This window comes from Geomonas diazotrophica, assembly GCF_018919385.1.
Taxonomy (GTDB): domain Bacteria; phylum Desulfobacterota; class Desulfuromonadia; order Geobacterales; family Geobacteraceae; genus Geomonas; species Geomonas diazotrophica.
The window spans coordinates 220433-244082 of the sequence record NZ_JAHLMF010000008.1; the positions used below are offsets into that span (position 1 = coordinate 220433).

At 62.0% G+C, this 23650-nt stretch carries 18 protein-coding genes; 7 read left to right on the forward strand and 11 right to left on the reverse strand.

The window, feature by feature from the left end:
- Positions 1–1518 carry a sensor histidine kinase gene (locus KOM00_RS10965; protein ID WP_216498953.1) on the forward strand — a complete coding sequence of 506 codons (1518 nt, stop codon included), beginning with the start codon at positions 1–3 and terminating at the stop codon, positions 1516–1518.
- Positions 1519–1552: 34 nt separating this feature from the next.
- Here KOM00_RS10965 and KOM00_RS10970 read toward each other — a convergent pair whose 3' ends face one another.
- Positions 1553–2443, reverse strand: coding sequence for a LysR family transcriptional regulator (locus KOM00_RS10970; RefSeq protein ID WP_216498954.1), 891 nt, complete (start codon positions 2441–2443; stop codon positions 1553–1555).
- Between the two features lie 112 nt (positions 2444–2555).
- Here KOM00_RS10970 and KOM00_RS10975 point away from each other — a divergent pair, with 112 nt between their 5' ends.
- Together KOM00_RS10975 and KOM00_RS10980 are read left to right on the forward strand one after the other, a co-directional pair.
- Positions 2556–3488 (forward strand): YeiH family protein, encoded by a 933-nt coding sequence (locus KOM00_RS10975; protein WP_216498955.1) that lies wholly within the window; start codon positions 2556–2558, stop codon positions 3486–3488.
- A 495-nt stretch (positions 3489–3983) separates the two neighbouring features.
- Positions 3984–4475, forward strand: coding sequence for a DinB family protein (locus tag KOM00_RS10980; RefSeq protein ID WP_216498956.1), 492 nt, complete (start codon positions 3984–3986; stop codon positions 4473–4475).
- Between the two features lie 6 nt (positions 4476–4481).
- Here KOM00_RS10980 and KOM00_RS10985 read toward each other — a convergent pair whose 3' ends face one another.
- The 6 genes from KOM00_RS10985 to KOM00_RS11010 form a co-directional block, all read right to left on the reverse strand.
- Positions 4482–4946 carry a GNAT family N-acetyltransferase gene (locus KOM00_RS10985; protein WP_216498957.1) on the reverse strand — a complete coding sequence of 155 codons (465 nt, stop codon included), beginning with the start codon at positions 4944–4946 and terminating at the stop codon, positions 4482–4484.
- Positions 4943–6082, reverse strand: coding sequence for a cysteine desulfurase family protein (locus tag KOM00_RS10990; protein ID WP_216498958.1), 1140 nt, complete (start codon positions 6080–6082; stop codon positions 4943–4945). The genes KOM00_RS10985 and KOM00_RS10990 overlap by 4 nt, the downstream gene beginning before the upstream one ends.
- A 132-nt stretch (positions 6083–6214) precedes the next feature.
- The gene (gene cysN, locus KOM00_RS10995; RefSeq protein WP_216498959.1) at positions 6215–7867 is read right to left on the reverse strand and encodes a sulfate adenylyltransferase subunit CysN; all 1653 of its coding nucleotides are present in this window, start codon (positions 7865–7867) and stop codon (positions 6215–6217) included.
- A complete protein-coding gene (gene cysD, locus KOM00_RS11000; RefSeq protein WP_216498960.1) occupies positions 7867–8772 on the reverse strand; it encodes a sulfate adenylyltransferase subunit CysD in 906 nt (301 codons plus the stop codon). The genes cysN and cysD overlap by 1 nt, the downstream gene beginning before the upstream one ends.
- A 70-nt stretch (positions 8773–8842) precedes the next feature.
- Positions 8843–9535, reverse strand: a complete 693-nt coding sequence (locus tag KOM00_RS11005) for a phosphoadenylyl-sulfate reductase (RefSeq protein ID WP_216498961.1) — start codon at positions 9533–9535, stop codon at positions 8843–8845.
- A 352-nt stretch (positions 9536–9887) separates the two neighbouring features.
- Positions 9888–11225, reverse strand: coding sequence for an MATE family efflux transporter (locus KOM00_RS11010; RefSeq protein WP_328758364.1), 1338 nt, complete (start codon positions 11223–11225; stop codon positions 9888–9890).
- A gap of 228 nt (positions 11226–11453) precedes the next feature.
- Here KOM00_RS11010 and KOM00_RS11015 point away from each other — a divergent pair, with 228 nt between their 5' ends.
- Positions 11454–14438, forward strand: a complete 2985-nt coding sequence (locus tag KOM00_RS11015) for a tetratricopeptide repeat protein (protein WP_216498962.1) — start codon at positions 11454–11456, stop codon at positions 14436–14438.
- Positions 14439–14543: 105 nt separating this feature from the next.
- Here the strand turns inward: KOM00_RS11015 and KOM00_RS11020 are convergent, their stop codons facing one another.
- The 4 genes from KOM00_RS11020 to KOM00_RS11035 are packed head-to-tail and all read right to left on the reverse strand — an operon-like array spanning position 14544 to position 19173.
- A complete protein-coding gene (locus KOM00_RS11020; RefSeq protein ID WP_216498963.1) occupies positions 14544–15746 on the reverse strand; it encodes an ABC transporter permease in 1203 nt (400 codons plus the stop codon).
- Entirely contained in the window at positions 15746–16450 is a 705-nt protein-coding gene (locus KOM00_RS11025) for an ABC transporter ATP-binding protein (protein WP_216498964.1), read from the reverse strand. Before KOM00_RS11025 ends, KOM00_RS11020 begins: the two co-directional genes overlap by 1 nt.
- Entirely contained in the window at positions 16447–17742 is a 1296-nt protein-coding gene (locus KOM00_RS11030; protein ID WP_216498965.1) for an efflux RND transporter periplasmic adaptor subunit, read from the reverse strand. Before KOM00_RS11030 ends, KOM00_RS11025 begins: the two co-directional genes overlap by 4 nt.
- Positions 17743–19173, reverse strand: coding sequence for an efflux transporter outer membrane subunit (locus tag KOM00_RS11035; protein WP_216498966.1), 1431 nt, complete (start codon positions 19171–19173; stop codon positions 17743–17745).
- A 202-nt stretch (positions 19174–19375) separates the two neighbouring features.
- Here KOM00_RS11035 and KOM00_RS11040 point away from each other — a divergent pair, with 202 nt between their 5' ends.
- The 3 genes from KOM00_RS11040 (at position 19376) to KOM00_RS11050 (ending at position 23593) form a co-directional block, all read left to right on the forward strand.
- A complete protein-coding gene (locus tag KOM00_RS11040; protein ID WP_216498967.1) occupies positions 19376–20062 on the forward strand; it encodes an EF-hand domain-containing protein in 687 nt (228 codons plus the stop codon).
- A gap of 190 nt (positions 20063–20252) precedes the next feature.
- Complete coding sequence (locus KOM00_RS11045; protein ID WP_216498968.1) at positions 20253–21644, forward strand: rhodanese-like domain-containing protein; 1392 nt, start codon at positions 20253–20255, stop codon at positions 21642–21644.
- 179 nt (positions 21645–21823) lie between these two features.
- Positions 21824–23593, forward strand: coding sequence for a cytochrome C (locus tag KOM00_RS11050; protein WP_236026889.1), 1770 nt, complete (start codon positions 21824–21826; stop codon positions 23591–23593).
- Positions 23594–23650: the final 57 nt, after the last annotated feature.

A 23650-nucleotide genomic window follows, 5' to 3' on the forward strand; every position in this document is an offset into this window, starting at 1 on the left:
ATGCCAACGGCCAGAGAGCGGGTAACGAGCATCCTGTATGTGGAAGACGAGGCAGAGGCCAGGGAGCTGATCGGGAACCTGTTGACCGAGGAGCACCCTCACCTCAAGATCTTCATTGCGGTAAATGGAGCCGAAGGGCTCACCCTGTTCAAGGAGCACCGGCCTCAGGTCGTGGTGACGGACATCAGGATGCCCATCATGGACGGCCTCACCATGGCCGGCCACATCAGGGACATGGACCCGGATGTCGACCTGATAGCGGTAAGCGCCTACAGCGACACCAGCTTTCTGGTGCGCGCCATCGAACTCGGCTTCAGCAACTACGTCTTCAAGCCGGTCAACTTCTCGAAACTGCACACGGCTCTCACCAGGATCATCAAGGTGAGGGAGTTGAAGCACCGGTTCAGCGAGCAGAACGAACTACTGCGGCAAAGCGAGCAGCGCCTCCTGGCCACGTTCGACCAAGCTGCAGTAGGCATCGGGCACGTGGCACTGGATGGCACCTTCCTGCGCATCAACGACAAGTACTGCGACATCGCGGGGTGCAGCAGCGGCAAGGCACCGGAAACCATCTACGACTTCACCCACCCCGAGGACCTGCCGGTATGCCGGGCGCACCACGAGCTCCTGCTGACCGGAAAGCAGCGCAGCTACTCCCTGGAAAAGCGCTACGTGCACGACGGTGTCATCGTCTGGGCCTCGCTGACCGTCTCGATGGTGCAGGACCGGTCCGGCAAGGACACCTTCATGGTTGCCATCGTCGACGACATAACGGAACGCAAGCTCCTGGAGGAGAAAATCGCCGACCTTAATCGCGCCCTGTCGGCGAGGGCTGAGGAACTGGAGAGTGCCAACCGCGACCTCACCGCGTTCAACTACACGGTGGCCCACGACCTGCGCCAGCCCTTGAACCTGATCAGCGGCTACTGCCAGGCCGTCAGCATGACCTGTGGCGAGACGCTCAGTGACGATTGCAGGGACTTCCTGCAAAAGGCCTACGAGGGGACGGTGAAGATGAACAAGCTGGTCAACGCCCTGCTCGAGTTCGCGGAAATGGCGCACGTGAAACCGAAGCGGGAAACCGTCGATCTCAGCCGCGAGGCTGAGGAGATTGCGGCCGAACTGGCGCGGTCGGAGCCGCAGCGCCAGGCGAGGTTCACCATAGCGCCGGGACTCTCGGCCCGGGGGGACAACCAGCTGCTCAGGGCGGTCCTGGCAAACCTGCTCGGTAACGCCTGGAAGTACACTGCTGAGCGCAAGGAGACGCTGATCGAATTCGGCAGCAGCATGCGTGAAGGCGAGGCCGTTTTCTATGTCAGGGACAACGGTATCGGCTTCGATATGGCGCAAACGAAGGAGATTTTCGTCCCCTTCAGGCGTCTGCCCGGGGCACAGCGTGCAGGGGGCTTCGGCATAGGCCTGGCGACGGTGGATAGGATCATCAAGCGACACGGAGGCCAGGTTTGGGCGGAAGGCGAACAGGACAAGGGCGCCACCTTCTATTTCTCGCTCCCCTGAAGGGTTACGGCAAAGGGAGCAATTCCTTGTGTGTCTAAAGCTCCTGATTGCCTTCCAGAAGGGCTAGGAAAGCTTGCATCAGGGTGCTTCGGTAGTCGTTTTTCCTCGTCACGATCAACAAAGTGCGCTGCAGATCTACCGGATTGGCCACCTCGAATAGCCACCCCTGATCAAGCTCTCGTTGCACTGCCATTCGGGAGAGGCATCCTACGCCCAACCCAGCCTCCACGGCCTTCTTGACCGCCTCCGTGTGCCCCAGTTCAAGAGCGACGGCGTAGTTTACCCCCCCCCTCTCCATGGCAGTCTCGAAGATCTCCCGGGTTCCGGATCCCTTTTCCCTCATGATCCAGGCCGCGTCCCTGAGCATGTCCGGGGTCGCGCGCCCCAGCGATGCCCAGGGGTGCCCCTTTCCCACGATCAGGACGAGTTCGTCCCGCCTCCACGGAATGGCCATGAGAGACGGGAGGTGCTGTAGCCCCTCGATGAGGCCAAGGTCAAGTTCGCCCGACTCGACCCCCTGCTCGATCTGAAGAGCATTGCCCACCCGCAAAAGCGGCTTCGCGCCGGGGTAAAGACGCGAAAACTCACCAACCATGGCAGGGAGCAGGTAGTTGCCGATGGTCGTACTCGCACCTACAATCAACGACCCCACCGGCGTCCCGATCGAATCTTCGAGGAACTGCTCCATCCTGCGCACCCTGGACAGCACCTCGCGGGCCTCGGGGAGCAACTGCCGGCCGCGATCGTTCAAGAACAACCGCCTCCCGGAGCGCTCGAACAGCGGCGCACCCGCCAACCTCTCCAGTTCGGCGAGCGCCATGCTTACCGCCGACTGGGTTAGCAACAGCTGAATGCTCGCTTGCGTCACCTGCCCACACACGGCCACCTTCTCGAAGATCTCCAACTGCCTGAGCGTAATAGTCACGACCGCCCCCAAAACATAAGTCTAATTGATGCTAGAGGCATATATTACTAATTTTTATTTATATAGCAAGAGGGATATTATCCACTCATATTTCCACATGCGGGAGGGGAGAATGAAGAGGGCAGCGGTGGTGAAGATGGCATTGGTAGTTTGTCTCGTGGCAGTCGCGGCACCCTGGGGCGGCACAGGGTTCGCGCTGGCACTTGGTATCGCCTTCGCCCTCATGTTGGGGAACCCATGGCTTCAGCTCACGTCACGGTTGAGCAGGATCACCCTGCAGCTCTCCGTGGTGGGGCTTGGCTTCGGTCTGGAGATCGGGGCGGTCATGCAGACGGGGAAACAAAGCCTGCTTTACACGGTCTTCGGTATCGCCGGAACGCTCATCACCGGGTACCTGCTGGGGAAAGTGTTCGGGACCGACAGCAACACCTCCATGCTCATTTCAGCGGGGACTGCCATTTGCGGCGGCAGCGCGATAGCCGCGATGGCTCCGGTGCTCAAGGCCAGGGACGACGAGACCGCAGTCGCATTAGGCACCGTCTTCACCCTCAATGCGGTCGCTTTGCTACTCTTCCCACTCGTCGGACACCTGCTCGGCCTCAGGCAGGATACTTTTGGAACCTGGGCCGGCCTTGCTATCCATGACACCAGCAGTGTCGTTGGTGCGGCCTCCGCCTACGGGGCTGAGGCCCTTAAAATCGGCACCACCGTCAAGCTCACCCGCGCCATGTGGATTACGCCGGTGGTGCTTGGGTTCGCGCTGCAGAGAGGAGCGCGGGAGAGGATCAGCATACCGCTTTTCATCATCGGTTTCCTTCTTGCCGCAACCATTAGGACCGCACTCCCGGCGTATGGAGCTCTGTGGGACCATGTCGCCGCGCTTGCGAAACACAGCCTCAGGATTTCACTGTTCTTCGTGGGGCTGGGGCTGAGCAGGGAGGTCTTCAGGAGGGTCGGTTTGCGCCCCATGCTCCAAGGCGTGACGCTCTGGCTCGCCGTGAGCGGCGTCACCCTGGCCGCATTGATGGCGATCGGGATCGCCTAAGCAGGACACAAAATACAAAGAGCCCCGGCATTGCTGCCGGGGCTCTTTGGGTAAGGGACGCCCGCCTCGTGGGAGACGGGCTAAATTCTGCAACCTTCTTTGCAGTGCGATACAGGGCGAATAGCAAACTTAGAGGTCCACATAGCCTGATCTCCTTTCCCGAAATAGAAGTTATCTACTCATACACTGTCGCGACGGTACAAGTCAACATAAAAAGATCAATTCGATCCTTTTTGATTTACTGCCCGGCTCAAGAGGTCTGATGGCTCCCTTCGCAAGTGATGGGGCCTTCCATCTTGCCCCCTCGGGCTCGTGGCAACCGATGCAGACGCGGTGGGCATAGGCCTTGCCGAAGGTCCTGATGGCATCAATACATAACGCAGTTGCTCACACCGACAGTATCTAGTACCTTTCTAGTTTCCATGTCATCAATTCAGGGACATGAAGCCCGTAGGGCGGCATCGATGTCCGCCCACGGTACGCAGGGAGGAAGCTATGCGTGACATCCCCGATCTCCTCGATTCCCTCAAAAGAGCCCCGACTATCCTGTCAGAGTTCGTCGACAGCATTCCGCGGCAGAAACTGGACCTGAGAAGGGGCAAAGGTTTCTGGACCGTAGCCGAGCATGTCAGTCACCTGGCCGAGGTGCAGCCCATGCTGCTGCAGAGGATCGAGCGTTTTCTGAAAGAGGAGCATCCCGAGTTCATCCCGTACCTGCCCGGCAAAGGAGAAGAGGAACCGGACACCCCGGCACGGTTGGAAATGGCGGAAGCTTTGGAGCGGTTCAGAACCTGCCGCTTGCAGCAGTTGGAGCTTCTGAAAGGACTGGACCAGGAAACGTGGTGCAGGACCGGGACCCATCCGGAATACGAGGCTTACTCGCTGTACATCCTGGTTAGGCACATCCTCATGCACGACCACTGGCACATGTACCGGATGGAAGAACTGTGGCTTGCCAGGGACGCCTACCTCACCCGGCTCGAATAGCGGGTGCTAGGGGAGATGCTCCGCCGGCTTTTCCATGAAGACGATGGCGAAGCTGCCGGGGATCTCCTTCCTGTCGAAGATCCGGTAGCCCAGTTTTTGGTACAGGCGGATGTTGCTATCGCTCCTCTCGCCGGTGAAGAGCCGGTAACAGGAGGCTTCGGGAAAGGCGGCCTCGACGGCCTGCATCAGGGCCGCTCCGATCCCCCTCCCCTGCCTTTCCGGGTGCACCATCAACCGTCCTATCAGGCAGCGCCCCTTGCTCATCCTGCCGTTTACCGACCCCACGATCTTCCCGTCCTCGACCGCCTTCAAGACGGTGTTGCGCGAAAAGCTGTCGGCCAGCTCTTCCAGGGTCTGGGTGAGCGGCGGGATGGCGTAGTCATTGTAGATGGCCGCCTCGCTCAGGTAGGCGACCTTTTGCAGCACAAGGATTTCGGCGGCATCGGAGCGGTCTGCGCGGGTGATGATCACGAGATGCGAATCTCCTTCACCTTGGCTGCGATGAGAGCGGCAGCACGGTCCACATCCTGGGCGGTGGTAAGACGACCAAGGCTCAGCCGCACCGCGCCGAACCCCTGCGCGCGGGAAAGTCCCATCGCCTTCAGCACGCCGGAGAGCTCCCCTTTGCCGTCGTGGCAGGCGGCACCGGTGGAGGCGGCGATCTCGGGCAGGCGCGCCAGGAGGTCCGCCCCCACAACGCCCTCGAAGCTTACGTTCAACGTGTTGGGGAGGCGCTCCTTTTCCGGCCCGTTCAGGACCACCCCGCCTGCCAGTTCCTGGAGCTGCGCGTGCAGGCGATCCCGCAAAGCTTCCACCTGGCCCGGCTCGCCGGCGGCGATACGCTCAGCTGCCAGTTCCATCGCCTTGCCAAGGGCCGCCATGTACGGGACGTTCTCGGTCCCGGCCCGCAATCCCCCTTCATGCCCCGCCCCGTGCAGGTAGGGAGCCACGCGCACCCCTTTGCGGATATACAAAGCACCGATCCCTTTGGGCGCGTAGAGCTTGTGCCCGGCGACGGTGAGTAGGTCGACTCCCAGTTGGTCCACCAGGGTCGGGATCTTCCCCACCGACTGTGCCGCATCGCTGTGCAAAAGGATCCCGCGCGCCCTGGTGATGGCGCTGATCTCGGCCAGGGGCTGGATCGAGCCCACCTCGTTGTTCGCGTGCATGATGCTCACCAGTATGGTCCGGCCGGTGATGGCCTTGCGGACCTCGTCGGGATCGACCATCCCCGCGCCGTCCACCGGCAGGCAGCTCACGGCGAAGCCCTGTTCCTCCAGCCAGCTAAGCGGCTTGAGCACCGCGGGGTGCTCCACCGCCGAGGTGATGATGTGGTTGCCGCGCTCCCGGTTGGCGAAGGCGGTCCCGATCAGGGCCTGGTTGTCGGACTCGGTCCCGCCGCTGGTGAAGATCACCTCACCGGGGGTGCAGCCAACCGCCGCCGCCACCCTCCCCCGCGCCAGCTCCACCGCCTCCTTGCCTGCCTTGCCGTAAGGGTGGTTGCTGGAAGGGTTGCCGAAGTGCGTGGTGAGAAAAGGAAGGAGCTCGTCGACCACCGCCGGGTCTACCGGGGTGGTCGCGTTGTAGTCGAGATAGACAGGATTCATGGTTGCCTCGGGTATTCTGGCTGATGCCGCCGGCAGTGCCCCGGCAGGCCGGTCGGACGTCGGACTGGCAGAAGATAACGCAAAAGAGGCCAAGGGGCAATGTTTCGCTCCTTGGCCTCTTCGTTTGCATCGCTAGATGCCGGTGCCGTCGTCGCCGTACCCCTTCAGCGGGGTTGTGCCGCGCTTGAAGAGGAGGATGCTCACGCCGTCGCCGCTTCGGTCGAACTCGAAAGCAAGCTCATTCTCGTAGGCCAGCTGCGCCACCGGCTCCAGTTGGGAGAGATCCCGCAGCCGGATCAGGATGCGATTCCCCTTGTCCAGGTAGTCGCGGATGCTCTGCGCGAGATCGAGGATGAAAAGCCCCTTCTCCTCGGTGAGGTCGACCAGGTTCAGGTTGGTGGCGGCCACTGCGTCGAGGGTGATGCGCCGGGGAGCCCAGGGGTTACTCTCGCCTGCGGAGAGATGCGCCCGCTGCGATTCGTCGGGAGCGTTCAGCACCATGCCTGCCGCCACCGTCGCGTTGGTGAACCGGTCGATGAGGATGAAACTGCCGGTGTCGCGGTTGGCGCCGTACGGATCGAAGGAAACCGGGCGGTCCAGTTCTATCCGCGCGAGGCCTATCTCGTTCAGCCCCAGCGTGGCGACCTGCTTCTGCTCCAGGGTGTTCACGTCCACCGCGTACTGCACTGCGGTCACCCGGCCCGGCGTCACCCCCGTCGCGGTCTTCACCAGGTAGAGCTGCCCGGGCTGCAGCGGCTCGTCGTGCATCCAGACCAGGTGCGCCTCGGGATGCCTGGTGTAGAGCGGCGGCGCCTCGGGACGGGTCAGCATGTCACCGCGGCTGATGTCGATCTCGTCCTCGAGGGTGAGCGTCACCGCCTGTCCCGCCACAGCCTCGTCGAGGTCGCCGTTGAAGGTGACGATCCTGGCAACCTTGCTGGTCTGCCCCGAGGAGGCAACCCTGATCTCGTCGCCGGGACGGATGGTGCCGGAGGCGACGGTGCCGCAGAAACCTCGGAAGTCGAGGTTGGGGCGGTTAACCCACTGCACCGGGAGGCGAAAAGGCTGCTCGTCCCGGTCGTCCTCGACCTGAACCGTCTCCAGGAAGTGCAAAAGGGGCGGCCCCTGGTACCAGGGGGTCTCGCCGCTTTTCTCGATGATGTTGTCGCCGTTCAACGCGGAAATGGGGAGCGCGGTGATGCTGGTAAAGCCGAGCGGCGCGGCGAACTCGCGGTAGTCAGCCTCGATGGCGCGGAACTTCTCCTCGTCGTAGCCGATCAGATCCATCTTGTTGATGGCAAGGACGATGTGCTTGATCCCCACCAGGGAGACCAGGAAGCTGTGACGGCGGGTCTGGGTCAACAGCCCCTTGCGCGCGTCGACCAGGATCACGGCGACCTTGGCGGTGGAGGCGCCGGTCACCATGTTGCGGGTGTACTGCTCGTGCCCCGGGGTGTCCGCCACGATGAACTTGCGCCGGTCGGTGGAGAAGAAGCGATAGGCGACATCGATGGTGATCCCCTGCTCCCTTTCCGCCTGCAGACCGTCCAGAAGGAGCGCGTAGTCGATGGCGCCCCCTTGCGTCCCGACCTTCTTGCTGTCCGCTTCGAGCGCCGCCAACTGGTCCTCGAAGACCATCTTGGAGTCCCACAAAAGCCGCCCGATCAGGGTGCTCTTGCCGTCATCCACGCTGCCGCAGGTGATGAAACGAAGCAGCGACTTCTCCTCCTGGCTCTTCAGGTAGGCAAGGATATCTTTCTCGATCAGTTCTGATTGATGTGCCATTAGAAGTACCCTTCCTGTTTCTTCTTCTCCATCGAACCGGCCTGGTCGTGGTCGATCAGGCGCCCCTGGCGCTCGGAGGTGCGGGTGAGCAGCATTTCCTGGATGATCTCGGGGAGCGTGTCGGCCTCGGACTCGACCGCACCGGTCAGCGGATAGCAGCCAAGGGTGCGGAAGCGGACCGGCTTGTACTCGACCTTCTCGCCAGGCTTAAGCTCCAGCCGGTCGTCGTCGACCATGATCAGCATGCCGTCGCGCTCGACCACCGGGCGCACCGCCGCGTAGTAGAGCGGCACTATGGGGATCTCTTCCAGGTGGATGTACTGCCAGATGTCCAGCTCGGTCCAGTTGGAGAGCGGAAAGACCCGGATGCTCTCGCCCGGCTTGATGCGGGTGTTGTACAGGCTCCAAAGCTCGGGGCGCTGGTTCTTGGGATCCCAGCGGTGGTGCGCGCTCCGGAAGGAGAAGATGCGTTCCTTGGCCCGGGACTTCTCCTCGTCGCGGCGCGCACCGCCGAAGGCAGCGTCGAACTTGTATTTGTCCAGTGCCTGCTTGAGCCCCTCGGTCTTCATGACGTCGGTGTAGAGCGCGGAGCCGTGGGTGAAGGGAGAGACCCCCTTCTTCACACCATCCTCGTTCACGTGCACCAGGAGCTCCATGCCCGACTCCTTGGCCATCCGGCCGCGGAACTCGATCATGTCGCGGAACTTCCAGGTGGTGTCCACGTGCAAAAGCGGAAACGGCGGCGGGGCCGGGTAGAAGGCCTTGCGGGCCAGGTGCAGCATCACCGCGGAGTCCTTGCCGATGGAATAGAGCATCACCGGGTTGTCGAATTCGGCCACCACCTCGCGGATGATGTGGATGCTTTCGGCTTCTAATTGCTGCAGATGGGTCAGATTTTTCTTCATGGCAATATCCCGTATCGATCTTCGTGTGCCGGAGCTTTGACAGCGCCGGGCGCGTTCCCCTCTACCCCGGTTACCTGCGGTGCAGACCGCACTCTTTGTGCTCAGGGTTCTCCCACCACCACCGTCCGGCGCGGGCATCCTCACCCGGCTGGACCGCCCTGGTACAAGGAGCGCAGCCGATGGAGCGATACCCCTGCTGCAAGAGGCGGTTCTGCGGCAGACGGCGTTCCTGGACGAACTGAAGGAGCTGGGCCTCGTTCCAGTCGAGCAGCGGGTTGAGCTTCAGGATGCCGCCGTTCAACTGGTCCAGCTCGATCGCCTTCAGATCGGTGCGGGTGACGTTGTGTTCGCGGCGCATGCCGGTGATCCAGCCGGCGAGCCCTTGCAGCGCGCGCCCCAGCGGTTCCACCTTGCGGATATGGCAGCACTCGTGACGATTTTCCAGGGACTCCCGGAAGGAGAAAAGTCCCTTCTCACGCTCCAGCTTCTCCACCGCCTCGTGCTTCGGGAAATACCAGTCGATCTTGATGCGGTAGCGTTCGGTCAGGGCGTCGGCAACCTCGTAGGTTTCCTCGTTGAGCCTGCCGGTATCGAGGGCGAAGACGCCGATCTCCAGACCGGCCTCCTTGGCCAGTTCGATGATGGCGACATCCTCAAGCGAGAAGGAGCAGGCGAGTTTCACCGGACCTTGGACGGCTTCAATACCGAGGCGAAGGATGTCCTGGGCGGTTGCGTTGGCGGGGACTTCAGGCACAGCGTTCATTGGGGCTTCCTTTCCAGATGCGATTTCGGTTCCACGTCGGCAATCGGCGTAAAACCGCCGATCCAAACCTGTGTGACGTTGTAGCTTATTCAACCAAAGCAGTCAAGAAAATTTATCGCTATTGCACAGTTGGGTGGTAGGTTTTTGTATTACCTTATTACAGCCAATGGCAAAGGGGAAACACAGCGAGCTGCAACATGCCGATTCTCTGTGACAAATCCCGACTGGAAGCTGCCAGGCATGGCACTTTACTGGAACGATAAGTACAAGGAGAGATAGCGAAGGGAGTAGTAGCAGAAGAGAATACTACAGTAGAAATGGTGGGGAATGGTGGTGACTATCCGGGGCAGTCTCAGTGCGAGTCGTGAAGCACCCGGATCGTTCTCCAGGCGCCGGAACGAAAGCGGAGCGACCAGACAACGGCGGTGAACAGGACGAAGCAGGTGCCGAGGGTCCACTCGGCGACCAAGCCGGGCATGAAGCTGTCGATCAGCCACAAAAGGAGCAGGAAACCTGCAGAGCAATAGACGAAGGTGCGGGCGACCCAGTTGGTATCGCCGGCGGAGGAGAGCACGCAGCCGGTCATGACGTTGGCAGCATCGAAGAGGCAGTAGAAGGCGACGAACTTCATTATGAGAGAGCCGGTCTCGACGATCCGGGCGCTCTCTGGGCCGTGACCGGCAAAGATCGCCATGAGCGGCGCCGAGCAGGTGGCGAACAGCACGGCCATCACCAGCATCCAGACCTCGCACACCAGCAGCGACTGGGACGCGATGGCCGGAACCTCGTCGTCCTCCCCTGCCCCGCGGGCGTGCCCCACCAGGATGCCTGCCGCCTGCCCGAGGCCGAGCGCGGGGAAAAAGGCCATGCCGTTGATCCGGAAGGCGATGCTGGACGCCGCCAGTTCCACGGTCCCCAGCCGCCCCAGCACCACGAGAAAGAGGGTCCAGGCAAGAAGCTCCCCGCTGATGCGCAGCCCCATGGGCATGGCCAGTTTCAGGAAACGGGACAGTTCGCCGCCGTGCAGGCGCCTGTCGCCACGGTCCGTGCATCCCCCGCCGGCAACGAAGATGGCGACGTAGAGGAGCGCGGCAACCCCTTGAGCGGAAACGGTGGCCAGCGCGGCGCCGGTGATCCCAAGGCGCGGAAAGCCCCAGGTACCCAGCACCAGTCCCCAGGCGAGCAGCGCGTTGACTGCAAACGAGAAGAAGGTCACCGCGGTGACGATGACAGGGCGCCCGATACCGGAGAGCCAGCCGGCCAGCGCAGAACCGAGCACGGGAAAGAGCGAGCCGGCCATGCAGATGGTGAAGTAGCTGATCTCGTCGGCAGCGACGTCGGGCGTGTGCCCCGCCAGTCGGAAAAGCTGGCCTATCGGCCAGGCCATGACCAGGGCGAGGACGCCGGAGGCGAGCGAGGTGTTGATGCCGAGCCATGCCGATTTGCGCACGCCGGCGGCGTCGCCTCGGCCGTGGTTGTGGGCGACGAAAGTGCCGGCATACCCAGCGGTACCGAAGAGAAAGCCCTGGAACAGGATGATCGCCAGGCCGGCGGGTCCGATGGCCGCCACGGCGGCGCTGGAATGACGTGACAGGACGATGGCGTCCACGATCTGCATCAGGGTGATGGCAGAGGTCGAGAGTATCATGGGGGCCGCCAGCTTCAGCAGGCGCGGAACGTGGTTGGTCACTGGACAGGACTACCTTTTGACAGAGTCGGCATCGCAGCCGCGTGGAGGCTCATTCACAAATTCACCGGCGGTGACCGGTCAGATCCGCAAAGATAACGCCAACAGCCGGAGAAAACAAGGAGGGAATACGAGATGACGTTGCCGGAAAGTATTGGAAAGGAACTTTCTTGCACCGGGAGGAAGACCCACTACAATTAAAATATTTTTAACTTAAACAAGGAGGGCGTTATGAGTTGGCAACTGCATGTCAAAGCGGCGGAGAGCGTTCTTAGGTCGGCGCGGATTCCGTCCTCTCCGGAACTGATATCACTGATCAAACGGGTGAATCCCACATGCCTTCAGCTTCCCGAGAGTGATAGGGAGTATGGCTACCGCATCAAAAACCAGCTGCAAAACCTGCTTCTGGAGACCTACGGAGAAACCTTCCACCTGGCGCCTCATCCCTGCAACGCGGACATAATCCTCATCAAGCACAATGCCCTACCCTCCATCGACGCCTGCCATGCAGATCTCAATGCCCTTTCAATGAAGGCGCTCGACACGGTAGGCAGCATCCACTCTGCACCGGCACCCTCCCCGACAAACGTCGAGGCGAAGAGGGCGAAATCCAGGAAACGGACAGCCAGCGGTTCGCCTAAGGAAGCCCTGAGAAACGCCGAACTTCTGCTTGAGCAGTACGAATACCCTCAAGCGGAGGAACTCCTGGCCAACATTCGAATCGCTGCCCCCGGGGAGTTGCCGACCCTGATAAAAGCCGCCAGGATGTTGACGGAACAGATGGGAGCGTATCAAAGGGCTATTGAGGTCTTGCTGGCGCAGCCTAGGCATCTGCTTAAGGACAAGGTCGTCCGGGAACTGCTCGCCATGACCTATTACGGTAACGGCTTGATTGCTGAGGCGAGGGCTCTCTTCGAGTCGGCGGAGCCGGGGGATCTCGAGAAAAACTCCCTGTACGCCTACGCAGACATTTCATTCAAGGATGGAAACTTGTCACTGGCCTATTATCTTCTGAAGGTGGCGGATGAAAAAGAGGGATTCGTGACCACCCATACCAGCTTGAGAAAGGAGATAGAGGCGGCCATGCTCGAGGAAGCCGAGCCTTATCTGCAAAAGGCGGAGGCGGCCTTTGCCTGCAACGATCTCAGCCAAGCGCAGTCCCTGCTTCAGCGAGCCCTTTCCCTTTACCCGAACTTCAAGAAGGCGCGCGAATTAGCCGGAGAGGTTGAGGCGAGGAGGAGTGGAGCGGAAGTCGAGAGGCTCTGGGAGCGATTCGGGTCCAGCGAGACGGCCACCGAGAAGCTCGATTTGCTGGCGCAGCTTCTGGAGCGGGACAAGGAGAGAGGCGAGCAGATCAGGGACCTTATGGCACGGGAAAGGAATCGCCAGAAGAAAGAAGCGGTTGAAGACCGCCTCGACACGCTCCGGGCACTCGCGGCGCAGGAACGGTGGGAGGAAAGCTATCACAATCTGCTCTGGCTGTCGCGCCAAGGGGAGGAGGCGGACTACCATCGGGCATGCGCCATATCTCCTTATTTTTCTGTCCTCTGCCATAACAAGGGTCTTCGGAAACTTGCGGACGGAGATGCCATGAAGCAGTGGCTTAGGTTCGTCAGGCTCAGGCGGCAGGTGCAACAGGGACAGGTGGAAGGTTGCTGGGAGACGGTGCAGGACCTGCAGCAGTATTTTCACTGCTCCCCTCTGTTCAAGGAGCTATACGACACGCTCCTCGAACTGGAGTCGGCGAAGGCGAGGCGAGAGGCCGAGCAATTGTTTTCCTTGCTGGATGAACTGGATCAGTGGGAGGAAAAAAGGGACGCATTGGCCACAGCCAGAAAGCTCTACGCCCAACTACAAAAGCCGTTGGCGTTATTGCCTGCCGCGGAGAGGGCCGCCTATAAGGAGGAAGCGAAACGCGCAATTTACCGCCTCGAGCCGGAGACGGAGTGCGAGTGGGGCCCACTGGATTACCGTGACGCCCTGCTTTTGGGAAATTCCACAAAAGCGGCGCAGCTCAGGGAGACATTGACCAGCCCCTGGATGGCGCAGCTCCTAGATAAATACGACGATGAGGTTGCGCAGATGTTTGCCATTTCCGCCGAAGCGATCCCGATGACCGTTTCGCCGGATCTGGTCGTTGATCTCTCCTGGGAATCCGCCCCATCGCGCCTGGACAAAATGTGCTCCTCTGACCGACACGTGCTGTTGCGCGAGGATGAAGAGACCATCATCGTCCTCAACATGTGGTGCATGAGCGCCACCAGGTACCGGTCGCCCAATTTCAAGGATCTGGACGTGATGGATTGCTTGCCGGATAAGGACGTCTTCCTCTTGGCTAACTCTCGAACCAACAACACGATGTGGCGCGCCAAACTTTCAGAAATGGCAAGTCGATTCACGGCTGTTTTCGACCTCAATCAGCATTTCAACTACCAGGAAGGCGCGTCTTTTGAGGGCATATTCATGTCCGGCAGTAAGGACAATTCCTACTACGCCGTCATCCGGGAAGGCAACAATTTTAGAGTAGTGAAGCAATCCATCGACCTTGTCAGCAGTGTGGTGAGAACCTATGAAGCACCGTGTGAGAGCCTTGACGCATTCCGGCTGTCATACCAGCCCGACAGGTTCGTGGCAACCACCGATTGCTACACCCATGTTTTGGAGAGCAACCTGGAACCGCCGAGAGGCTGCAGCAGAGTCGGCGCAACCCAGGGTCTCAATTGCCTCGGTATCGACGCTGGGAGAAGCCAGATCTATGCTCTTGGGGACGGCATCGTAAACGTCCTGAATCCCAAGCTGCGAGCGGTGAAGCAGTATCTGGATGCCGAAAGCGTCGCGCATATGAGTATTACGGTATTAGCCGGGATCTGTCCCGAGAAGGACGTCGCGTTGCTCAATGTGAATGGGAGGAATTTGTTCTACAACATGAAAACCAATAAGTTCAGCCAAAAGTTTTGTGGTAAGCGTGTGCTGTCCACCGAAACTCCGAGCAGATGGTATTACACCGAATTCGACGCCGCAAACCTTGCTGTGAAGGTGAAGGACATCACCGACGAACTGGACACTCTTCTGGAATGGCAAGTCTTTCTCGCAGCGGGTGGCGACGAAAGTGCTGCCATCGAATTTGTCGAGAAACTGGAGGATCCCGAATTCTTCAGCATCGTGCAATCGACCCCTCCCAGAGAGGACACCCCTGGACATGACACCCATTGCTGATGGTCCGGTGGCAAGCACGTCCAGTGTGCACCACGTGCCCCCCCTGAACTTCGCTTTGCGGGTATTCCATGCTCATTGGACAAGGTGGACGAAACTGTGCCGGCCTCACTCGTGGCGCAAGGCGTCGATGGGGTTGAGGCCGGCTGCCCGGCGGGCCGGGAAAAAGCCGAACACAACCCCTATGGCCGCAGAAAACAAGAAGGATAAAAGGTTGATCTTCAGATCGAACAGGTACGGGATGTTCATGGCGTGCGCCAATGCCACGGAGGCGCCGGTGGCCAGGGCGATGCCGGCCAGGCCTCCCATCCCGGCCAGCACCACCGCCTCGATCAGGAACTGCAGCAGCACCTCCCGCTCCAGCGCGCCGATGGCAAGCCGGATCCCGATCTCCCGGGTACGCTCGGTCACCGAGACCAGCATGATGTTCATGATGCCGATACCGCCAACCAGCAGGCTCACCGCCGCCACAGCACTCAAGAGCATGGTGAGGATCTTGGTGGTGCTGGTCAGCGTCTGGGCGATCTGCCGGGTGTCCATGACCCGGAAGTCGTCTTCTTCGCTGTCGCTTATCTTGCGCCGCTCGCGCAAAAGCAGGGTGAGCTGCCTGGTGGCGGCATCGACGGAGGCGCCTTTGCGCACCGAGATGCTGAAGCGGCTCACGTCCTGGTTGCCGGTCAGGCGGCGCTGCACTGTCTTGAGCGGCATGACGATGCTGTCGTCCTGATCCGACCCCATGCCTGACTGCCCCTTCGGTTTCAGTACTCCCACCACCTCGCAGGAGAAGTCCTTGACCCGGATCTCGCACCCCACCGGGTTCTGGCCGCCGAAGAGCTTCTTGCGCACGGTCTCGCCCATTACGCAGACCGCCTTCCCTCCCCTCTCCTCCCCCTCGGCGAACATGCGGCCGGAGGCGATCTCCCAGTTGCCGGCATGGAAGTAGTCGTTGCTGGTACCGCTCACCATGGTGGGCCAGTTGCGGGACTGGTAGACCGTGGTGACGGACTTGCCGGCGACCGGGGCCACCCACTCGGCGCTGGAGATCTGGCTCTTGATGGCGTCGATGTCGGCGCTCTTGAAGCTGGGTGCGGCGTCCGAGCCGGGACCGAAGCGCTGGCCGGGCATCACCATCAGGAGGTTGCTCCCCATGCTGGAGATCTGATCGGAAACCGACCTGGTGGCGCCGTTGCCCAAGGTCACCATGATGACGACGGCGGCGACTCCGATCACGATGCCGAGCACTGTGAGGAAGGAGCGCATCAGGTTGCGGCGGATCGCGCGCAGGGAGAGGAGCAGCGTGTTCCAGAGCATCAGTATCCCTCCCCGTTGCGCAGGTCGCTCTCCACCACCCCGTCCACGAAATGCACCACCCGCCGTGCGTAGGAGGCGACGTCCTGTTCGTGGGTGACCATGAGGACGGTTATGCCCAGCTTCGCGTTGAGGGAGGTGATCAGTTCCATGATTTCATGGCTGGTGCGGGTGTCGAGGTTGCCGGTCGGCTCGTCGGCAAGAAGCACCTCCGGGCGGGTCACGATGGCGCGTGCGATCGCGACCCGCTGCTGCTGGCCGCCCGAGAGCTCCGCGGGTGTGTGCGACTCCCACCCCTTGAGCCCGACCTGCTCCAGCGCCGCGCGGGCCGCCTGGTGCCTTGCCGCCGCCGGTTCGCCGCGATAGATGAGTGGCAGCTCGACGTTTTCCAGCGCCGTGGTGCGGGCCAGGAGGTTGAACCCCTGGAACACGAAGCCCAGGTAGTGGCGGCGCAAAAGGGCCCGCTGGTTGCGCTCCAGCTGTTCCACGTGCACCCCCTGGAACTGGTAGCTGCCGCTGGTCGGGGTGTCGAGGCAGCCCAGGATATTCATGGTGGTGGACTTGCCGGAGCCGCTTGGGCCCATGACCGCGACGAAGTCGCCGGAAAAGATGTCGAGATCGATCCCCTTCAGCGCCTGGAACTCGGCATGCCCCCGGCCGTAGCTCTTGGTCACTCCTGACAGGCGGATCAACGGCGATCCACTCATTGCTTAGCCTCCTGGGTTTCGGTGATGACTTGCATTCCCGGCTTGAGGGCGCCCGCCACGATCTCGGTCACCTTGCCGTTGCTGGCGCCCGTCTTCACCTCGACGGCAACCGGCTTGTCCCCCTGCAGCACCCAGACCTGGCGCTGCCCGTCCTTGCTGCCGGCTGTAATCTGCTTTGGCTGCGCCGCGGGTGGGCGCGGCATCAGGGCGCCCATCACCCCGCCCGGCTTCTTGGCTGCCGCCTCGCCGGAGGAAGGGGTGAAACGGAGGGCGGCGTTGGGGACCAAGAGGGCCTTGTCCCGGGTCACGGTGGTGATCTCGGCGCTGCCGGTCATCCCCGGGCGCAGGCTGAGGTCGTCGTTTTTCACCTGCAGTACCGTCAGGTAGGAAACCACGTTGTTCTTGGTCTGGGAGCCGTAACTCACCCGGGTGATGACCGCGTCGAACTTCCGGCCGGGGTAGGCGTCCACGGTGAATAAGGCTTTCTGCCCTACCTTGACCTGGCCGACGTCGGCCTCGTCCACGTCCACCTGGAGTTCCATCTTCGAGAGATCCTCCGCCAGGGTGAAGAGGACCGGGGCGGTGAAGGAGGCGGCGACGGTCTGCCCGGGCTGGACGTTCCGCTTCAACACCACCCCGTTGATCGGGGAGCGGATGGTCGCCTTGGCCAGGTTGGTCTTGTCCGACTGCAGGTTGGCCTGCGCCTGGGTGACCGCGGCGCGGGCGTTGGCCTCGTTCGCTTCCGCGCGCTTGACGTTGGCCTCGGCGGTATCCAGCTCCGCCTTGGAGGGAACCTTGCCGCCGGAGAGCTGCGCCACCTGGCGGTACCGGGCCAGGGCCGCGCGCGCCTCGGCGGAGGTCGCCTGCATCTGCAGCACCTGCGCCTGGGCCGCCACCAGGCTCGCCCGCGACTTGACCACGGCGTCCTTCAGCTTGGAGAGGTCCAACAGGGCCAGCACCTCCCCTTTCCGGACCCGGTCGTTGTCGTCGACCAGCACCTTGTCCACCATCCCTGAAAGCTCGCTCCCCACGTCGACCTGGTTGGTCGGCTGCAGGTTGCCTGTGGCCGAGACCTTGACCACCAGCGTGCCCGACTCGACCGCCTCCGTTGCGAAACTGGGCGCAGGATCCTTCTCGGCGGGGCGGAGCGAAAAGGCGGCGGCCGCCAGCACCGCCACGACCGCGGCAGCGACGATCCAGACCCTGCTCTTGCCAAGCAGACCTGCGGGATCGGCCTTCAGAAGTTTCTCCAGGGACGCGGCCTCGACTCGTTGTGCTTCGTTTTCCTTCATCTAATTCGATTCTCCTTCGCGGCGCCAGCCGCCGCCCAATGCCTTGTACAGCGCGACCAGCGCCTGCGCTGTTTCTCCCCGCGTCTCGGCCAGGCTGTCCTCTACACCAAGTACGTTGCGCTCGGTATCCACCACGGACCGGAAATCAATCAGGCCGGCGCCGTAGCGCTGCCGCGCCAGTTCAGCGGCGTTACGCGCCGACAGCGCAGCACTTTGCAGCGCCTCGCCACGCTGCTGCCGGCGAGAGAGCGTCACCAGGGCGTTTTCCACCTCCTGCAGGGCCGTCAGAAGCGACTGCTGATAGGCAATCTGCGCCTGTTCCCGCACCGCGTCCTGGATTTCGACCCGGCTGCGCAGCGTGCCCGCATCGAAAACCGGGGCGGTGACGCTACCGAGGAGCGAGGATTTGGCCGCGGATCCGCCGGCCACTCCCCCAAGGGTCAGGGCTTCCAACCCGATGGAGCCCGAGAGCGTGAACGAGGGATAGCGGGCGGCTTCCGCGACGCCGACCCGCGCCGTCTCCGCCGCAAGCTTGCGCTCCGCCGCCCGCAGATCGGGGCGCTGGCGCAGCGTTTCCGCCGGGATGCCGACCGCCACCTGATCCGGCAGGAGCGGCAGATCCTTTACCGCCGACAGCCGCCCGTGCAGCGTTCCTGGGGCCTCGCCCAAGAGGACATCCAACCTGTGCTCCGCCTCGGTGAGGCTCGCCTCCAAGGTAGGAATCGCGGCCCTCGTCTGCTCCCGGTTGCTGCGTGCCTGCTCCACGTCCTGGGTGGCCACCAGTCCGGCCTGTGCGCGCCACTCGGTCAACTGCAACGTCTCCGACTGGCTGGCCAGGTTGTCACGGGCTATGGCGATCCTTTTCTGCAGGGTGCGCAGCTCCAGGTAGTTCTGGGCAACCTCCGCAGCCAGAGTGACCTGCGCCCCCTGCAAGGTCGCCAGGCTCGCCTCCAGATCCGCCCCGGCCGCCTCCATGCCGCGGCGCGTGCCGCCGAAGATGTCAAGTTCCCAACTGGCGTCGAATCCGGCGCTGAACAGGCTGGTCGTCGCGCCGCTGCCGGATTTCGCGCTGGATCTGTTGCGCGCGGCGCTGCCGGAGCCGGTCACGGTAGGGAAACGATCGGAACCGGCCACCGCGTTACGGGCGCGCGATTCCCGCAGTTTCGCCTCGGCGCTGCGCAGGTCCGGGCTGGCCGTGACCGCCTTTTCGATCAGTTCGGACAGTAGCGGGTCCCTCAGCGTGAGCCACCACGAGCCGAGGTCGTAGTTCTCCGCGGAGGTGCTCTGGGTCGCGCCTTTGTCGTCCAGTTGCCGCCAGGCAGCCGGCGCCTTGAGCTGCGGCATCACATAGTCGGGGCCGACCGTGGCACAGCCGGCAAGCCCCAGACCCGCGCAGATGAAAAGCGCACGGGCCAGCGTTGGAATCTTCATCTTTTCCTCGAAGTATCGCCTTGTTGATCAAGCTGGGGCCAGTATAGCGACAACGGCAGGTACTCGTTGTAAAGAATTGAAATGATATGGATTCTTGATTTTTACAAAACTTTACATCGCCCCCACACGTCTTAACTGAAGCAACGCCGGGAGCAGGTAGACTCAAGCCAGCAGGTAACGCTTCGGGAAACAAGGAGGCAGTATGGTGAACGGAATCAGCGGTGCGGGCATGCGGCACAACCCCCAGGATTTTTACAAGAAGGTCGACAGCGACGGCTCCGGGGGAGTATCACAAACCGAATTGCAGACCATGGCGGAGAAGTTGAAGGAGAAGAGCGGCACCACGCTCGATACCAGCGACGATGCCTTCAAAAGCTACGACAGCGATGGCGACGGCTCGCTCAGCATGGACGAGCTGAACACCTTGATGCAAAACGGCGGGTTCGGCCAGACGCATGGGATGCCTGACGGACCTCCGCCGGTGCCGCCACAGCAGGGGATGGAGGCATACGGTTCTGCGAGCGCGCAGAGCACCAGCCAGGACGATTTGGGCGCCGTCCTCGAAAGCTTGAAGGCGCTGGTGGAGAAGCTCTCTTCCGGCAGCGACGGGTCCGGCACCAGCACGGTCACAGGCACCGCAACCAGTGCAAGTACCAGCGCAAGTACCAGTGCAAGTACCAGCGCAAGCACCAGCACCGCTACCGGCAACAGCGCCGCACGGGCCGACGGTTCCCAGCCGCCGGGTCCTCCCCCGGGCGGCATGCAGGACCGCTCCGGCTCCTCGCTCGAGGACCAGGTGAGCGAACTGCAGAAACTGATCGATTCGCTCTCGAAGTACGTCGATGCCGGCAGTACGCAGACGAGCTTGGTGTTGAGCGTGACCACATAGCGCTGCACCGAGGTCGAAACTGAGTAGAGGAATTATCCCGTGCGGGTAATTCCTCTTTTCTTTGTCAGATCTTTTCACTCATTGTGGTGGCGTCGGAGCGAGAAACTGCTATAACTCAGTAAAGTTTTACCGCTATGTTGATATCAGGTAACCACCTCGATAACACGCCACTCTCAAAGGAGGAAAAGTGATGTCGCTTCGAAGAATCAGCTGTTCGCTGTCCGCTCTGTCAGTCGTCGCGTTGTTCACAGCGCACGGCGTAATGGCAGAAGAGGCCGCACCGGCCAAGTTCAAGGCGAAAGACGTGAAATCCTGCTCGGTCTGTCACAAACCGGCCGAGGGTCAACTGCGCGCATTTTTCGACACCGTGGCGATGAAGTCGCAGACAATCCAGCTCAGGTTTGACGACGGCGCCGAGGTGGTCAGCTTCGACAAGGATACCCTCAGGGTCCTCAACGGCGCCGTGCCCGGCAACCTCGAGAAATCGCTGCGGGCCATCAAGAAAGGGCACGAGGTCCGGGTCGTTTACACGGAAACGGGCAAGGGCCTGAAAAGCATCAGCGAGATCTCCATCAAGCCTCCCATGCAGGTGCCTGCCGAAAAACAGCTCAAGGTCGAGCAGGTAGAAAAGCTCGTCTCCGGCAAGGAAAAGTACACCCTGGTGGACGCGCGGCCGGCGCCCAAGTTCCAGGACGGGTCCATCCCGACAGCCATCAACATCCCCTTCCCCGCCTTCCAGAAGAATCTCGACAAACTCCCCAAGGACAAGGGGGAACTGCTGGTCTACTTCTGTGCCGGCGTCACCTGAGCGCTCAGCCCCTCCTCCGCCCGTGAGGCGGAGAAACTCGGCTACACCAACGTAAAGATCTTCCACGACGGCATCCCCGAATGGAACAGCCGCAACTTCACCGTGTTGAGCGCTAAGTCCCTCAAGGAGGGGTGGCTCGACAAAGGGCTCTCCTTCGTGCTCATCGACGTGCGCCCCGAGTCAGAGGCGGGACAAGGGTTTATTCCGGGCGCGACCAACGTGCCGGAACGCGAGATGGATCAGGCCCTGGCGACCTTCCCGAAACGGGAGCTGAAGCCTCCGGTGGTCATTTATGATGCCAATGGTGACGGCAGCGCCGAGCGCGTCGCGGCCAAGTTGATCAAGGCGGGTTATCCGGGACCGCGCGTCCTCACCGGCGGATACGCCGCCTGGAAAGGTGCAGGCTACCAGGTCGCTGCGGGGAAACCGGCCGCACAGGTCGTCTACGTTCCCAAGCCAAAGCCCGGCACCATATCGGTGGCCGAGTTCCAGGCCTTCGCCCGTGGGATCCCGGCGGGGGTACAACTGCTGGATGTACGCGGCGCCGACGAAGTAGCCAAAACGGGGATGATCAAAGGCGCGGTCAACATACCCGCCGACGAGATCGCCGACCGCCTGGCAGAGATCTCCAGGGACAAGAAGCTCGTGCTGCACTGCAACACCGGCACACGGGCAGAGATGGCCTACACCATCCTCAAGGAGAAGGGGTACCAGGTCCGGTACCTTGACGCTACCATAACACCCAACCAGGACGGAGGTTTCACCATCAAGTAACTGCCGCGGCAGGGTGCCCTTGAATCTGTGGGATGAATTCGTGCAGCCTGTCGAACAGCTGATGAAGGGAGGAGTGGATGAAAGCCATTGCGATCGTTGTGCTCTCTCTGGTTGTCTCGGGTACGGCTTGGGGCCTCGGTGCAGACTCTCAGTGCATCGTTTGTCACAGTGACAGGAACATGTTGAAGTCGCTTGGCGCGGAGGCCATGTACCTCGACCCTGCGCAGGTGGACCGCGAGGTCAACATGCCTGGGGTGACCTGCGTCGACTGTCACCTCGGCGCCGCAAACGAAAAGGACAAGGAAAACGCCCACCGGGGCATGCTGCGCCCCTTCCTGGTCGGGGTGGGCCCGAGAGTCAAGGGGGAGGCGCTGTCCCGGCAGGCGGCAGGGGCGGTAAAGGCCCTGGTACCGCGCTCCTCCGACATGGAGGCCCTGACGCCGGAAGGGGACCCGGCAAAACTTGCCGGGCTCGGGATCAAGGCGGTGGCCGGCATCCACTGGCAGGACCGTGATCACAAAACCTTCGCATTTTCCCCCGACATCGCCCGCAAGACCTGCGGCAGGTGCCATGCACAGGAGGTGCAGGATTACGCGAGCTCGGAGATGGGGCTGCTGAAACACCAGAGATCGTTCCGCAAATGGTCGGAGCAGCTCCCCGGTCCCCAGAACTGCGGCATGTGGTTCGGGCAGAACTACGACAACCTAAGGAGTCAAACCGCCGTCCCCTACTCCGAAGCGCAGAACGACGCATCAAACCGCGCCTGCAACATGTGCCATCCGGGATGCAACGACTGTCACTACAAACCGCACGCGGGAACCGGCAGCCACAGTTTCGGCATTCCCGACACCACCAGTTGCTACGGCGGCCGCCGCGGCACCATTTGCCACGCCGGCCCCATGGACCGCAGGCGCGGCGCCGGGTACTTCCGCGGCGATTACTCCTTTCCTCCCAACCTCCCCCAGGAGGCGCACTTCAAGGCGGGGATCACCTGCATCGACTGCCATAAGCCCCAACACCACCAGTTCGGCCACCTGGGCTCGCCCCAGGCGCGTGCCGCCTGTGCCAACTGCCATGCCGAGATCGTAAAGGCGGTGCAGAGTTCGGCGCACGCCAAGGTGGACTGCGCAACCTGCCACGTTACCGTGGTCGGCGCCTACCAGTACACCTTCTGGGGGCCCGGAGTCACCTTCGGAGTGGAGACGCCGTACGGAAAACACAAGGAGTACTACGGCACCCGCGATCTCCCCACCGTCATCAAAAACGCGGACGGACGCTGGATCGGGGTGAAGCCCTACCCCATGGCGGTAATGAACCAGACCGCGGAACTCGCCCCTACCGGGCTTATGTTCCGGGAGATCTCGAAACGGCGCGTACCGGGGAACCCCTCCATCGGGGAGCCCGCATTCTTCGAGGCGGTGCGTGGGGCGCGCGACGTCAACGACGCCTACATCGGCGTCGGCACCCGCAGCGATCTTCCCTCCCGCAACAAGGCGATCCTCTGGGTACAGATGGACAAGATGAGCCACGCCCTGGGCAAGCCCCGCGGCTGCGCTACCTGCCACGACTCGCCGACGCAGGTGGGCAGATCGGAATGGAACTACTTCGAGAAGTCCGACGTGAAAAAACCCTTCAAGGGGAGTTACAAGGTGCTTGCGGACAAGGACGGGTTGAGGTTCACCGAGCAGGTGTGGGAAAAACCGGAACCGGCCGGGAACCGGAAGCTGGAGGATTTTGCTCCCTTTACCCTCCTCCCCGCAAGCGCATGGGACGTGAAAGGGATCAACTTCTCGCTTCCCTACGACAAGAAGAAGACGGACGCGGCGCGCAAGGAGCTCGACCTCTTCCTGGCGGAGCTCGCCGGGCGCAAGGACGCGGAAGGAGCGCGCCTGCGGGGGATAGCCTATCACAACCTCGAGCTTGCCAAGTCGATGCTGCAAAAACGTTAGGGCCGCCTTTTTGGCGGAGCGGGCGCACTCCACACACAAAGAAGGGCCCGCTGCCGG